The 13,446-nt window shown below is 40.6% G+C and carries 24 protein-coding genes; all 24 read left to right on the top strand.

Features of this window, described 5'->3' with window-relative positions:
* On the top strand, positions 1-674 hold a 674-nt coding region (gene rpsC, locus QZR76_RS10285; protein WP_294142723.1), incomplete at its 5' end, for a 30S ribosomal protein S3.
* A gap of 28 nt (positions 675-702) precedes the next feature.
* The gene (rplP, locus tag QZR76_RS10280) at positions 703-1,122 is read left to right on the top strand and encodes a 50S ribosomal protein L16 (RefSeq protein ID WP_294142722.1); all 420 of its coding nucleotides are present in this window, start codon (positions 703-705) and stop codon (positions 1,120-1,122) included.
* A 44-nt stretch (positions 1,123-1,166) separates the two neighbouring features.
* On the top strand, positions 1,167-1,364 hold the full coding sequence (gene rpmC, locus QZR76_RS10275; RefSeq protein WP_294142721.1) for a 50S ribosomal protein L29: 198 nt from the start codon (positions 1,167-1,169) through the stop codon (positions 1,362-1,364).
* 6 nt (positions 1,365-1,370) lie between these two features.
* On the top strand, positions 1,371-1,625 hold the full coding sequence (gene rpsQ, locus QZR76_RS10270) for a 30S ribosomal protein S17 (protein WP_041503066.1): 255 nt from the start codon (positions 1,371-1,373) through the stop codon (positions 1,623-1,625).
* A gap of 2 nt (positions 1,626-1,627) precedes the next feature.
* The gene (rplN, locus tag QZR76_RS10265) at positions 1,628-1,993 is read left to right on the top strand and encodes a 50S ribosomal protein L14 (protein ID WP_041503065.1); all 366 of its coding nucleotides are present in this window, start codon (positions 1,628-1,630) and stop codon (positions 1,991-1,993) included.
* A gap of 96 nt (positions 1,994-2,089) precedes the next feature.
* Positions 2,090-2,446, top strand: a complete 357-nt coding sequence (gene rplX, locus QZR76_RS10260) for a 50S ribosomal protein L24 (RefSeq protein WP_294142720.1) — start codon at positions 2,090-2,092, stop codon at positions 2,444-2,446.
* Positions 2,447-2,651: 205 nt separating this feature from the next.
* On the top strand, positions 2,652-3,200 hold the full coding sequence (rplE, locus tag QZR76_RS10255) for a 50S ribosomal protein L5 (RefSeq protein ID WP_294142719.1): 549 nt from the start codon (positions 2,652-2,654) through the stop codon (positions 3,198-3,200).
* Between the two features lie 12 nt (positions 3,201-3,212).
* Positions 3,213-3,482: a 30S ribosomal protein S14 gene (gene rpsN / locus QZR76_RS10250; protein ID WP_018337673.1), complete on the top strand. Its 270-nt coding sequence runs from the start codon at positions 3,213-3,215 to the stop codon at positions 3,480-3,482.
* Positions 3,483-3,501: 19 nt separating this feature from the next.
* A complete protein-coding gene (gene rpsH, locus QZR76_RS10245) occupies positions 3,502-3,897 on the top strand; it encodes a 30S ribosomal protein S8 (protein WP_294142718.1) in 396 nt (131 codons plus the stop codon).
* Between the two features lie 15 nt (positions 3,898-3,912).
* A complete protein-coding gene (rplF, locus tag QZR76_RS10240; protein WP_294142717.1) occupies positions 3,913-4,467 on the top strand; it encodes a 50S ribosomal protein L6 in 555 nt (184 codons plus the stop codon).
* Positions 4,468-4,489: 22 nt separating this feature from the next.
* Complete coding sequence (gene rplR / locus QZR76_RS10235; protein WP_294142716.1) at positions 4,490-4,846, top strand: 50S ribosomal protein L18; 357 nt, start codon at positions 4,490-4,492, stop codon at positions 4,844-4,846.
* A 12-nt stretch (positions 4,847-4,858) separates the two neighbouring features.
* The gene (rpsE, locus tag QZR76_RS10230; protein ID WP_294142715.1) at positions 4,859-5,368 is read left to right on the top strand and encodes a 30S ribosomal protein S5; all 510 of its coding nucleotides are present in this window, start codon (positions 4,859-4,861) and stop codon (positions 5,366-5,368) included.
* A gap of 11 nt (positions 5,369-5,379) precedes the next feature.
* On the top strand, positions 5,380-5,562 hold the full coding sequence (rpmD, locus tag QZR76_RS10225; protein WP_294142714.1) for a 50S ribosomal protein L30: 183 nt from the start codon (positions 5,380-5,382) through the stop codon (positions 5,560-5,562).
* Between the two features lie 27 nt (positions 5,563-5,589).
* Positions 5,590-6,036 carry a 50S ribosomal protein L15 gene (rplO, locus tag QZR76_RS10220; protein ID WP_294142713.1) on the top strand — a complete coding sequence of 149 codons (447 nt, stop codon included), beginning with the start codon at positions 5,590-5,592 and terminating at the stop codon, positions 6,034-6,036.
* Between the two features lie 102 nt (positions 6,037-6,138).
* Positions 6,139-7,479, top strand: coding sequence for a preprotein translocase subunit SecY (secY, locus tag QZR76_RS10215; RefSeq protein ID WP_294142712.1), 1,341 nt, complete (start codon positions 6,139-6,141; stop codon positions 7,477-7,479).
* 99 nt (positions 7,480-7,578) lie between these two features.
* A complete protein-coding gene (gene map / locus QZR76_RS10210) occupies positions 7,579-8,340 on the top strand; it encodes a type I methionyl aminopeptidase (protein ID WP_294142711.1) in 762 nt (253 codons plus the stop codon).
* An 86-nt stretch (positions 8,341-8,426) separates the two neighbouring features.
* Positions 8,427-8,648: a translation initiation factor IF-1 gene (infA, locus tag QZR76_RS10205; protein WP_018337664.1), complete on the top strand. Its 222-nt coding sequence runs from the start codon at positions 8,427-8,429 to the stop codon at positions 8,646-8,648.
* 11 nt (positions 8,649-8,659) lie between these two features.
* Positions 8,660-8,776 (top strand): type B 50S ribosomal protein L36, encoded by a 117-nt coding sequence (gene ykgO / locus QZR76_RS10200; protein ID WP_072025884.1) that lies wholly within the window; start codon positions 8,660-8,662, stop codon positions 8,774-8,776.
* Between the two features lie 33 nt (positions 8,777-8,809).
* Positions 8,810-9,187 (top strand): 30S ribosomal protein S13, encoded by a 378-nt coding sequence (gene rpsM / locus QZR76_RS10195; protein ID WP_294142710.1) that lies wholly within the window; start codon positions 8,810-8,812, stop codon positions 9,185-9,187.
* 18 nt (positions 9,188-9,205) lie between these two features.
* Positions 9,206-9,595, top strand: coding sequence for a 30S ribosomal protein S11 (rpsK, locus tag QZR76_RS10190; protein ID WP_041503054.1), 390 nt, complete (start codon positions 9,206-9,208; stop codon positions 9,593-9,595).
* 40 nt (positions 9,596-9,635) lie between these two features.
* Complete coding sequence (gene rpsD / locus QZR76_RS10185) at positions 9,636-10,244, top strand: 30S ribosomal protein S4 (protein ID WP_294142709.1); 609 nt, start codon at positions 9,636-9,638, stop codon at positions 10,242-10,244.
* Between the two features lie 16 nt (positions 10,245-10,260).
* Positions 10,261-11,253, top strand: a complete 993-nt coding sequence (locus tag QZR76_RS10180) for a DNA-directed RNA polymerase subunit alpha (protein ID WP_294142708.1) — start codon at positions 10,261-10,263, stop codon at positions 11,251-11,253.
* A 5-nt stretch (positions 11,254-11,258) separates the two neighbouring features.
* On the top strand, positions 11,259-11,777 hold the full coding sequence (gene rplQ / locus QZR76_RS10175; RefSeq protein ID WP_294142707.1) for a 50S ribosomal protein L17: 519 nt from the start codon (positions 11,259-11,261) through the stop codon (positions 11,775-11,777).
* A 230-nt stretch (positions 11,778-12,007) separates the two neighbouring features.
* Positions 12,008-13,291 carry a phosphopyruvate hydratase gene (gene eno / locus QZR76_RS10170; RefSeq protein WP_294142706.1) on the top strand — a complete coding sequence of 428 codons (1,284 nt, stop codon included), beginning with the start codon at positions 12,008-12,010 and terminating at the stop codon, positions 13,289-13,291.
* Positions 13,292-13,446: the final 155 nt, after the last annotated feature.

The following is a 13,446-nucleotide window of genomic DNA, read 5'->3' as shown; positions in this document are numbered from 1 at the left end:
ATTCTAACTGGTTCGGCGGTAAAAACTATGGTGATAAATTGGTGGAAGATTACAAAATCAGAAAGTATTTGAACGCCCGTCTCGCCAAAGCAGGAATCGCCAAGATTGTTATCGAGAGAACCCTGAAGCTAATCACGATTACCATTAACACCGCACGTCCGGGAATCATTATCGGTAAAGGCGGTCAAGAAGTGGATAAATTGAAAGAAGAGCTGAAGAAGATCACAGATAAAGAAGTTCAAATTAATATCTTCGAGATCAAACGTCCGGAGTTGGACGCGGTGATCGTGGGTAATAACATAGCTCGTCAGCTGGAAGGTCGTGTCGCTTACCGTAGAGCCATTAAGATGGCTATCGCTTCTACCATGAGAATGGGAGCAGAAGGTATCAAGATTCTGATTTCAGGTCGTTTGAACGGAGCGGAGATGGCAAGAGCTGAGATCTACAAGGAAGGTAGAATTCCATTACACACTTTCCGGGCAGATATTGATTACGCCCAGGCCGAGGCATTGACTACATATGGCCAATTGGGTATCAAGGTTTGGATCTGTAAGGGAGAAGTTTACGGCAAACGCGAGCTTGTTCCGAACTCGTTAATTAGTGCCCCGAAAGATGGCGGTCGTCCGAATGCTGGAGCCGGCAAAAAGGGTGGGTTCAAGAAAAGAAAAAAGTAGTCTTTTAACTTATAAATAGATTAGAGCTATGTTACAGCCAAAAAGGACTAAATACAGAAGATCGCAAAAAGGTAGAATGAAGGGGAATGCCCAGAGAGGACATGAACTGGCATTCGGATCTTTCGGAATTAAGGCGTTGGAAAGTACGTGGATCGAACAACGTCAGATTGAAGCAGCCCGTGTTGCAGTGACACGTTACATGCAGAGGCAAGGTCAAATATGGATACGTATATTTCCAGATAAACCTATTACTAAAAAACCCGCTGAGGTTCGTATGGGTAAAGGTAAGGGATCTCCAGAAGGATTCGTTGCCCCAGTTACTCCAGGTCGTATTCTCTTTGAAGCAGACGGAGTACCGTATGCGATAGCTAAAGAGGCTTTGCGTTTAGCAGCCCAAAAGCTACCCATCGCTACTAAGTTCGTGGTTAGACGTGATTATTCGGAATAGTCGGGAGGCTATTTTAAGTTTCAAAACAAAAAATTGTTAGTGAGATGAAAAATTCAGAAATTAGAGAGTTAACCACTGAAGACCTGAAAGAGAGAATTTTGGCAGAGAAAGCAAATCTGACTAAAATGACGATGAACCATGTTGTTTCTCCTTTGGAAAATCCGATGCAAATTCGGGCCGTCAGGAGAGATATCGCAAGAATGTTAACGGAATTGCGTAAGCGAGAATTAACGGTAAAGTAATAAAGTATGGAAAGAAATCTTAGAAAAGAGCGTGTCGGTCTTGTCGTAAGTAACAAGATGGAGAAATCTATCACTGTTGCCGTTCGCTTCAAAGAGAAACACCCTATTTACGGGAAGTTTGTCAGTAAGACCAAGAAATTCACTGCTCACGATGAAAAGAACGAATGTAACATCGGCGATACAGTGAGAATTATGGAAACTCGTCCCTTGAGTAAAACCAAGAGATGGAGATTAGTTGAAATCATTGAAAGAGCTAAGTAATCATGATACAACAGGAAAGTAGATTGACCGTAGCAGACAACAGCGGTGCTAAAGAAGTGCTTTGTATTCGCGTACTTGGAGGAACCAAGAAAAGATACGCGCGTGTAGGCGATAAAATCGTTGTTGCCGTGAAGAACGCACTCCCGAACGGTGAAGTAAAAAAAGGTTCAGTTAGTAAGGCAGTAGTAGTTCGTGTAAGCAAGGAATACAGACGTCCGGACGGATCTTACATCCGCTTTGATGACAACGCTTGTGTGTTGTTGAATAATGCAGGTGAAATGAGAGGAACCCGTATTTTCGGACCTGTAGCCAGAGAAGTTCGTGAAGGTTACACCAAGATCGTATCTTTGGCACCAGAAGTGCTTTAATTATTTACGATTTATGATTTTGGATTTAAGATTAAAGTAGGCTTAGGCTTCTATACATCTAAAATCTGAAATCTATAATCTAAAATTTTATAGGTGATGAATAGAAAGTTTCATATAAAGAAAGGTGATTTAGTTCAGGTAAATGCCGGCGAAGATAAAGGAAAGCAAGGCAAAGTACTTGAAGTGGATCCGGAGAAAGAGAGAGCCATCGTTGAGGGAATTAATATGATCAGCAAGCATACGAAACCCAATGCCGCTCATCCACAAGGTGGAATCGTGAAAAAAGAGGCTCCGATCCATATTTCAAACTTGAACGTGGTTGATCCTACTACCGGAAAACCGACGCGTGTCGGAAGAAAACGGGTAGAGACGGAAATTACGAAGGACGGAAAGAAAGTAACGAAAATGAGATCCGTTCGTTACGCGAAGAAATCCGGAACTGAATTGAAATAACAGAGGATTGCTGGGAAGCATATCCAGATTGAAATTTTAATTTTTGGTTTACGATAAACGAAATGTTTGATCGTAAATCAAAAATTATAAATTAATTATGGATTTCTGATTTTAAATTATATCTTTGCAGCCTTGAAATTTTGCGGAATTTCGACTTGTGAAGTGTTAATGATAAAATGACGAATCAAAGATCATAAATATTTAGATGAATTACGTACCAAATTACAAAAAGAAGTATAACGAAGAAATTGTACCGACTTTGATGAAAGAGTTCGGATACAAGTCAGTTATGCAAGCACCCAGATTGGAGAAGATAGTAATCAATCAGGGCGTAGGAGCATCCATTCAGGATAAGAAGATTCTTGAGTTTTCCGTGAGCGAGTTAACGACAATAACGGGTCAGAAACCGATCACTTGTAAATCAACCAAGGATGTTTCTAATTTTAAATTGCGTAAGGGTATGCCGATTGGCGTGAGAGTGACCTTACGTAAAGAACGTATGTATGAATTTTTGGAAAGACTTATTGTATCTGCCCTTCCGCGTATCCGCGATTTTAAAGGTATCAACAATAAGTTGGACGGAAGAGGAAACTATACTTTAGGAATAGAAGAGCAAATCATATTTCCGGAAATCGTGTTGGATAACATCCACAAGATCATGGGTATGAATATCACGTTTGTAACTTCGGCTAATACCGACGAAGAGGGTTTTGCACTTCTAAGAGAGTTTGGATTACCATTTAAAAAGAACTAAAAGAAAAGCGAAATGGCAAAAGAATCAATGAAGGCCCGTGAGGTAAAGCGTGCAAAATTGGTAGAAAAGTACGCCGCAAAGCGAGCCAAATTAAAAGAGGAAGGAGACTATGTTGGATTGAGCCTTCTACCTAAGAACTCCAGTCGCGTTCGTTTACATAACAGATGTAAATTAACGGGAAGACCGAGAGGGTACATGAGACAATTTGGTATAAGCCGGATTCAATTCCGGGAAATGGCTTCCGCCGGACTTATACCTGGAGTTAAGAAGGCTAGTTGGTAAATTTAAAAAATTAGAAGAGATGACAGATCCAATAGCAGATTTCCTTACGCGCATTAGAAATGCAGTAAGAGCTGGTCATAAGGTAGTAGATATCCCCGGATCCAAAATGAAACGGGAAATGACCAAGATTTTGAAAGAGAAAGGATATATCCTGAACTACAAATTTGAGCAGGATGGCGTAAGAAGCAATATAAAGATTGCTTTAAAATATCATCCGGAAACAAAGATGCCCGCCATTAAAGCATTGACACGTGTTTCGAAACCGGGTCTTAGACGTTATACCAACGTGGACGAGATGCCACAGGTATTAAACGGATTGGGAATCGCGATTTTATCTACCTCATTAGGAATAATGACGGATAAAGAAGCTCGCCAAAAGAATGTAGGCGGGGAAGTATTGTGTTATGTTTATTAATAGAAAGGGCTTAAGATGTCACGAATAGGAAAATTACCAATAGATATACCACAAGGGGTTACAGTAACGGTAAACCCGGATAACACGGTGATTGTTAAAGGTCCGAAAGGAGAACTTTCTCAAAATGTAGGAACCGATATTACCGTAAACGTGGAAGAGAATCAGGTGACTTTAGAACGTCACACCGAAGATAAAAGTCATAAGGCTCAGCATGGTCTTTACCGTGCTTTGGTACATAATATGGTCGTAGGTGTTTCTGAAGGGTACACGATTAAACAAGAGTTGGTCGGAGTAGGTTACCGTGCGAACGCCGAAGGTCAGGTACTTGAACTTGGATTAGGTTATTCACATGGAATCTTCCTGGTGTTACCGAAAGAAGTTAAGGTGAGTGTACTTGCTGAAAAGCGGTCTAATCCGATTATTACGTTGGAGAGTTGTGATAAGCAACTTATCGGTCAGGTTGCAGCGAAAATTCGTTCATTCCGTAAACCGGAGCCTTACAAGGGTAAAGGTATTAAATTTGTGGGTGAGGTTCTTCGTCGTAAGGCTGGTAAGTCGGCTAAAGTTTAATCACCTGTAAAAAAGTAATGTTATGGCTTTAACGAAGGTAGAAAGAAGAATAAGAATAAAAAGAAGAATACGTAAGGTAGTCTTCGGAACAGCAGAGAGACCCCGGATGACGGTTTTTCGTTCCAACACGCAGATCTCTGTTCAGTTGATTGATGATAATGCCGCCAAGACATTAGCATCGGCATCCTCTCTTTGCAAGGAGATTGCAGAGAAGAAAATCACTAAAATCGAACAAGCTCAACTTTTGGGTGCTATGATTGCCGAAAAAGCAAAAGCAGCCGGGATCGAGAACGTGGTGTTTGATAGAAACGGATATTTATATCACGGAAGAGTAAAGGCATTAGCAGATGCCGCTCGTAACGGTGGTCTTAACTTTTAATCGTAAGCAAGAATGGAACAGAAGATAAATAATACGTCTGACTTGGAATTGAAAGACAGATTGGTTGCTATCAACCGCGTAACCAAGGTTACTAAAGGAGGTAGAACCTTCAGTTTCTCTGCTATTGTGGTAGTGGGTAACGAAAATGGTGTTGTAGGTTATGGATTAGGTAAGGCTAACGAAGTAACGACGGCTATCTCCAAGGGAATTGAGGCTGCTAAAAAGAATTTGGTAAAAGTTCCCGTGTATAAAGGAACTATTCCTCATGCACAAGTGGCTAAATATGGCGGAGCTGAGGTATTTATGCGTCCTGCTTCTTCCGGTACCGGTCTTGTAGCCGGAGGTGCTATGCGTGCCGTGCTGGAGAGTGCCGGGGTAAAAGATGTGTTGGCTAAATGTAAAGGTTCTTCCAACCCGCATAACTTGGTCAAAGCTACTTTTGCCGCGTTGAAAGAGTTAAGAGATGCACGGATGGTAGCTCAACAAAGAGGAGTCAATCTTGATAAAGTGTTTAACGGTTAATTTGAATGACGATGGCAAAGATTAAAATTACATTGGTAAAAAGTAAGATCGGCAGCGATAAGCGTCAGATTAGAACGTTAGATTCTCTGGGATTGGGAAAAATGAATAGTAGCGTGGAGCATGAAGCCACTCCTCAGATCCTGGGTATGGTTGCGAAAGTAAAACACCTTCTCCGCGTGGAAGAGGTAAAGTGATTGTCAAACTATTTTAATGATAATAAAATGGATTTAAGTAACTTAAAACCGGCAGCCGGATCAACTCACAATACAAAGAGAATTGGTCGTGGACAAGGTTCGGGAAAAGGAGGTACTTCTACAAGAGGACATAAAGGTGCTAAATCAAGATCCGGTTATAAAAATAAGATCGGTTTTGAGGGTGGACAAATGCCTTTGCAGAGACGTGTGCCTAAGTTTGGCTTTAAAAATGTAAACAGAGTAGAATATAAAGCTATCAATGTTGGTATGCTTCAGGCTTTGGCAGAGAGAGATAATCTTACTGTAATCGATAAGGAATACTTGATCAAAGCTAATTTAATGTCTAAGAACGAATTTCTTAAGGTATTAGGTGATGGAGTATTGACTGCCAAATTGGAAGTAAAAGCGGACAAGTTCTCGGAAAAAGCAAAAGCTGCTATTGAGGCTGTCGGCGGTACGGTAGTTGAATTGTAAGATTAAAAATTTGGGGGTTTAAAGTTGTTTTTAGAATAGATTTACTATTTTTGAAGCAACTTTAACAAAATCCCAGATTTAATGCCTTAAAAGGAAGAACTTATGAAGTTATTTGATACATTAAAGAACATTTGGAAAATCGAGGAACTCAAGACTAGAATTTTAACTACGCTTGGGCTCATTCTCGTTTATAGATTAGGAACTGAGGTGGTACTGCCGGGTATCGACCCTCACATGTTGAATGCGTTGAAGGCACAGACACAAAGTGGTGTTCTGGGATTGTTGGATATGTTCTCCGGAGGAGCGTTCTCGAATGCATCGGTTTTTGCGTTGGGAATTATGCCGTATATCTCAGCGTCAATCGTGGTGCAATTATTAGGAATAGCTGTTCCTTATTTTCAACGTTTGCAAAAGGAAGGTGAGAGCGGTCGGCGTAAAATAAACCAGATTACACGGTATTTGACCTTAGTTATCCTTGTTTTACAAGGTTCAGCGTATCTTACCAACTTATATGCTCAAGTGCCTGCTGAGGCCTTTGTGTTAACAGGTGCTTTCTTTAAGATTTCGTCCATAGTTATTATGGCTGCAGGATCTATGTTTGTCCTGTGGTTGGGTGAAAGAATAACGGATAAAGGTATTGGTAATGGTGTTTCTATCATTATCATGATCGGTATTATCGCTCGTTTGCCGTTTGCTTTCTTTGCGGAGTTGACTTCTCGGGTGACTCAACAGGGAGGTGGTTTAGTGGCTTTGTTAATCGAGTTGATTTTACTCTTTTTGGTATTTTGCGGTACGATTATGCTGGTACAGGGAACCCGTAAGGTGCCCGTACAGTATGCCAAGAGAATTGTCGGAAACAAACAATACGGGGGAGTACGGCAATATATTCCGTTGAAGATAAATGCCGCCGGTGTAATGCCTATTATTTTTGCTCAGGCAATTATGCTTTTGCCTATCTCTTTGATTAACTATGCTAATTCAGAGTCTTTATCCGGCTTTGCTTCGGCTATGTCCAATTTTACCGGTTTCTGGTATAATGGAGTGTTTTTCGTGATGATTGTAGCGTTTACTTATTTCTACACGGCAATCACAGTAAATCCGATGCAAATGTCTGAAGATATGAAAAAGAACGGCGGTTTTATTCCTGGTGTAAAACCGGGAAGAAAAACAATGGAGTTCCTTGATACGATTATGTCGAGAATCACTCTTCCCGGTTCTATATTCCTTGGAATTGTAGCTATTTTGCCTGCATTTGCTCAAATTTCCGGAGTAAATCATCAATTTGCACAGTTCTATGGCGGTACATCCCTGCTGATTTTGGTCGGTGTTGTACTGGATACGTTGCAACAGATCGAATCTCATTTGTTGATGCGTCATTATGACGGTTTGATGAAATCGGGACGTATTAAAGGTAAGACTCCGGGCGGCCCTGCTGCTTATTAATTGGAAGTGAAGGAATAGAAAATTGAAAATGAAGAAGATTGCTATTAATTTTCCATTTTCAATTTTCCGTTTTCAATTAAAAAGTATTACTTTTGCGGCATGATTTTTTTTAAGACACAGGAGGAAATCGAGTTATTACGGGAAAGTAACCGTTTGGTTGGAAAGGCTTTAGGAGAGGTATCTAAATATATACGTCCTGGGATTTCAACTTTGGAATTGGATAAGATCGCGGAAGATTGTATTCGTTCAAATGGTGGAGTTCCCGGTTTTCTTGGATATGGAGGATTCCCTAATACGCTTTGTATATCAGTAAATGATGAAGTTGTACATGGAATTCCGTCTTCTCGGTGTCTAAAAGAGGGGGATATCGTTTCCGTTGATTGCGGGGTTGTAAAGAATGGCTTTTATGGTGACAGCGCTTATTCTTTTGCCGTAGGGAAAGTTAGTGAAGAGGTCGAGAAGCTTTTGAGAGTGACTCAAGAGAGCTTGTACAAAGGAATAGAGCAGGCAATATCCGGAATGCGAATAGGTGATATCGGGTATGCCGTACAATCTCACGCGGAAGCAAATGGTTTTTCTGTCGTGAGAGAGTTGGTTGGACACGGGGTCGGCCGAAATTTGCATGAAGAGCCTCAGGTTCCTAACTTCGGAAAACGGGGGCAAGGGTGTAAGTTGACGACGGGAATGGTTATAGCTATCGAACCGATGATAAATATGGGGAAACGTTATGTTTATCAGTTGTCCGATGGTTGGACGATCCGGACCAGAGACCATATGCCGTCAGCACATTTCGAACATACCGTAGCGGTAGGTAAAGGGAGTGCTGATATTTTGTCGACGTTTGAGTATATAAGGAGATAGGAATAGTAAATTGTGAATTTTGGATTGTAAATTAGAAAATAAAGGGTTTAATTTAAAATCTAAAATCTAAAATCTAAAATTAAATTATGGCGAAACAGCCTTCAATAGAGCAAGATGGAGTAATAACGGAAGCATTGTCAAATGCTATGTTTCGTGTTGAACTGGAAAACGGGCATATTATAACGGCTCATATCTCCGGAAAGATGCGAATGCACTATATAAAAATACTTCCGGGGGATAAGGTACGAGTAGACATGTCACCGTATGATCTCACGAAAGGTAGGATAACATTCAGATATAAAAATTAAATTGTTGAACCATGAAGGTAAGAGCATCTGTCAAAAAGCGTAGTGCTGATTGCAAGATTGTTAGGAGAAAAGGCGTTTTGTACGTCATTTGCAAAAAGAACCCGAAGTTTAAACAACGTCAGGGTTGATTATTAATTTAAGTAAAAAGAGTAAAGAAATTTATGGCAAGAATCGTTGGTGTAGATTTACCCTCGAACAAAAGAGGAGAAATAGCTCTAACCTATATCTTCGGAATAGGTAGAAGTAGTGCCCGGACCATACTTGAGAAGGCGGGCATCGATTTTGACACTAAGGTGAAGGATTGGAATGACGATCAACTAGCTGCTGTACGTAAAGTCATCAATGGTGAGTACAAAGTAGAAGGAGAGTTGAGAACTTCAGTCCAGATGAACATTAAACGACTGATGGATATCGGTTGTTATCGTGGAATCAGACATCGTATTGGTCTTCCGCTTAGAGGACAAAGTACGAAGAATAATGCCCGTACGAGAAAGGGTAAGAAGAAAACTGTTGCAAATAAGAAAAAAGCAACTAAATAATTGAATTGAGATTGAATTATGGCAAAGAAGTCTACATCAAACAAGAAACGGCTAGTTAAAGTAGAGGCCGTGGGACAAGCACACGTTCATTCGTCTTTTAATAACATCATTATTTCTTTGACCAATTCCAACGGTCAGGTGATCTCTTGGTCATCCGCGGGTAAGATGGGTTTTAGAGGATCGAAGAAAAACACTCCGTACGCAGCTCAAACGGCGGCTACCGATTGTGGTAAAGTTGCCTTTGATTTAGGTATGAGAAAGGTGAAAGTTTACGTAAAGGGACCAGGTAATGGTCGTGAATCGGCTATTCGTGCTATTCACGCTTGTGGAATAGAAGTGGCTGAAATCATTGATGTTACTCCGCTTCCGCACAATGGATGTCGTCCTCCTAAAAGACGTAGAGTATAAGCGTGAAGCTTAATCTAAGAATTTTAAAATACAGAATAAAATGGCTAGATATACAGGACCCAAGTCTAAGATAGCAAGAAAATTTGGTGAGCCCATTTTTGGACCGGACAAAGCGTTGGAACGTAGAAATTATCCTCCCGGACAACACGGTTTAGCTCATCGTAGAAAGAAAATCTCCGAGTATGGAATGCAGTTGAAGGAGAAACAAAAAGCAAAATATACCTATGGATTGTTGGAAAAACAATTCCGTATTTTGTTTGAAAAAGCTGAGAGTAGCAAGGGTATTACCGGTGAGGTATTACTTCAATTATTGGAGTGTCGTTTGGACAATATCGTGTATCGTTTAGGTATCGCTCCTACCCGCGCCGCTGCCCGTCAGTACGTATCGCACAGACATATCACGGTTAATGGTAAGGTATGTAACATTCCTTCTTGCCATGTACGTCCGGGAGATATCGTAGGTGTGAGAGAGAAATCTAAATCTTTGGAGGTGATCAATGAATCTTTAAGAGGTTCGAAGACCAGTAAGTATTCTTGGTTGGAGTGGGATGCTGCTTCTATGAGTGGTAAACTTCTTAACATTCCGGAAAGAACGGACATTCCTGAGAACATCAAAGAGCAGTTAATCGTAGAATTATATTCTAAGTAGTAAAATAAAAATATATATGGCAATATTAGCTTTCCAGAAACCGGACAAAGTGATCATGCTTGAATCAACGGATAAATTCGGAAAATTTGAATTCCGTCCGTTAGAGCCTGGTTACGGTATCACCATTGGTAATCCACTACGCAGAATCTTGTTGTCTTCTTTGGAAGGCTATGCGATTACCGGTATTAAAATTCACGGTGTTGAACATGAGTTCGCTACAATTCCCGGGGTTATCGAGGATGTAACCGAGATCATCTTGAATTTGAAGCAAGTTCGGTTTAAAAGAAAAGTGGAGGACGTGGAGAATGAGAAGCTGACCGTTGTAGTTTCTGGACAAGAGACGTTTACTGCCGGTGATATGAACCAATTCCTGTCTGGATTTGAGATCCTGAATCCGGAACTTATCATTTGTAATATGGATTCCACGACCACCTTGGAGATGGAAATTACCATACAGAAAGGACGGGGATATGTTCCTTCTGCTGAAAATATGCCGGCAGAGGTTGAAATTGGATTTATTCCAATCGATGCGATATATACTCCTATTCGGAACGTAAAATACGAGATTGAGAATTATCGTGTAGAAGGGAAGACCGATTATGAACGTCTCCTTTTCGAGATTGAAACCGATGGTTCGATTAATCCGACAGATGCATTGAAAGAGGCAGCAAAAATTCTAATTCATCACTTCATGTTATTTTCGGATGAAAAGATTACTTTGGAAACCGAAGATAAGTATGGAAATGAAGAGTTTGATGAAGAGGTATTACACATGCGTCAGTTACTGAAAACAAAATTAGTGGACATGGATCTTTCCGTTCGTGCCTTGAATTGTTTGAAGTCAGCTGAGGTAGAAACTTTGGGAGAGCTGGTTCAATTCAATAAGAACGACTTGTTGAAGTTCAGAAACTTCGGTAAGAAATCTTTGACAGAATTGGAAGCTTTACTTGAGAATAATAACCTCGAGTTCGGAATGGACGTTGCCAAGTATAAATTAGACAAAGAATAAGTAAAATGAGACATAAAAAGAAATTTAACCACTTAAGTAGAACGAGTGCCCATAGAAAAGCGCTACTTTCTAATATGGCTTGTTCTTTGATTCTTCACAAGAGAATTAAAACGACAGTAGCTAAAGCTAAAGCCCTTAAGATGTATGTTGAGCCGCTTTTGACAAAGAGCAAGAACGACACGACCCACTCTCGCCGAATGACATTCTCCTACCTTCGTCAAAAAGAAGTAGTATCTGAATTATTCGGAGATGTGGCTCAGAAGATAGCTAATCGTCCGGGAGGTTATACCCGCATTTTGAAATTAGGTGCTAATCGTATCGGTGATAATTCTGAAATGTGTATTATCGAGTTGGTTGATTATAACACTACTTACACGGAGGTGAAGAAAGAGGAGGTGAAGAAAACTACCACTCGTCGTCGTAGAAGTACGACGAAAAAAGAGGAGGCTCCGAAAGCCGAGGCTGCCGTTGAGGCTCCTAAGGCAGAAGAAACTCCTGCAGAGGAAACTCCGAAAGCTGAGTAAGTTTTTACTTCGAAATATAAAAGCCGTCCTTTTCAGGGCGGTTTTTTATTTTTCCTAATTATGCTTCTTCGCGGAAAAGGGGACAGAACAGATCGGAGGATGCCTTCCTTTTCGGGTATTTTTTTTATCCGGTAGATTAGAAACAATTTGTAAGAAGTAATGCAGGTTATTTCTTTTGTTTTTCGTATCTTAGTGACTCTAATTTATTATGAACTTAAAAAGCAAAAGAGATGTATATTACAGAAGTTGTAGGAAGAGAAATCTTGGATTCAAGAGGAAATCCCACGGTAGAAGTGGATGTTATGTTGGAATGTGGAGCTATGGGACGTGCAGCAGTACCGTCTGGAGCTTCTACGGGAGAAAATGAAGCGTTGGAATTGCGGGATGGAGATAAAAAACGTTATGGGGGGAAAGGTGTTACCAAGGCTGTAAATAACGTGAACACGGTGATTGCCGATGCCTTGTTGGGCATGAGTGTCTTGGATCAGGTAGAAATAGATCGTGTATTGATCGAGCTGGACGGAACTCCGACTAAAAGTAATTTGGGTGCCAATGCGTTATTGGGAGTTTCTTTAGCTTGTGCTAAAGCTGCTGCCAATGCTTTGGAGATGCCTTTGTATCGTTATTTAGGAGGAGTGAATGCTAAGGTTTTACCTGTACCGATGATGAATATTATTAATGGAGGTTCTCATTCGGATGCTCCGATTGCTTTTCAGGAGTTTATGATCCGTCCGGTTGGAGCAGATTCTTTCCGGGAAGCCTTGCGAATGGGAGCTGAAGTTTTCCATAGTTTGAAAAAAGTATTACATGACCGGAACCTGAGTACGGCGGTTGGTGACGAAGGAGGATTTGCTCCTGCTTTAAAAGGAACGGAAGATGCTTTGGAGTCTATTATTAGTGCTATCAAGGCCGCGGGTTATAAGCCGGGAGAAGATGTTATGATCGGTTTGGATTGTGCTTCTTCCGAGTTTTACAAAGACGGTATATATGATTATTCTAAATTTGAAGGCCCTCAGGGAGCCAAGAGAAATTCTGAGCAGCAAGCTGCTTATCTGGAAGAGTTGATTACAAAATACCCGATTGATTCCATTGAAGATGGTATGAGTGAAAATGATTGGGACGGTTGGCAATTATTGACAAAGCGTATAGGCGATCGTTGTCAATTGGTGGGAGATGACCTTTTCGTGACGAACGTACAATACTTGAAAAAAGGAATCGAATTGGGATGTGCTAATTCCATTTTGATCAAAGTAAACCAAATCGGAACTTTGACGGAGACTCTGGATGCGATAGAAATGGCTCAGCGTGCCGGATATACGACAGTAACCTCTCATCGTTCCGGAGAGACTGAAGATGCTACGATTGCGGATATCGCCGTGGCAACGAATTCCGGTCAGATAAAAACGGGTTCTTTAAGTCGCTCGGATCGTATGGCTAAATACAATCAATTGCTTCGTATAGAAGAAGAGTTGGGAAATAATGCTAAATTCTGCGGTCGTAAGTTTAGTAAATAAGTATAATTTATACACGAGAGAGCCGTTCGTTATTTTTCGAACGGCTTTTGTTTTGGCTATTTCTGTCGTTTATGGGTCTGTTCGTAAAAATTTTTATTTAAATAAAGCGATCTTCTTAAAAGATTTTATTATAACTTTCCGGAAATTTAATTTTT

The sequence above is a fragment of the uncultured Sanguibacteroides sp. genome, from assembly GCF_900543425.1.
GTDB lineage: Bacteria > Bacteroidota > Bacteroidia > Bacteroidales > Marinifilaceae > Gabonibacter.
Note: the sequence above shows the minus strand (reverse complement) of the source record. Positions and strands in the feature narration are given on the sequence as shown.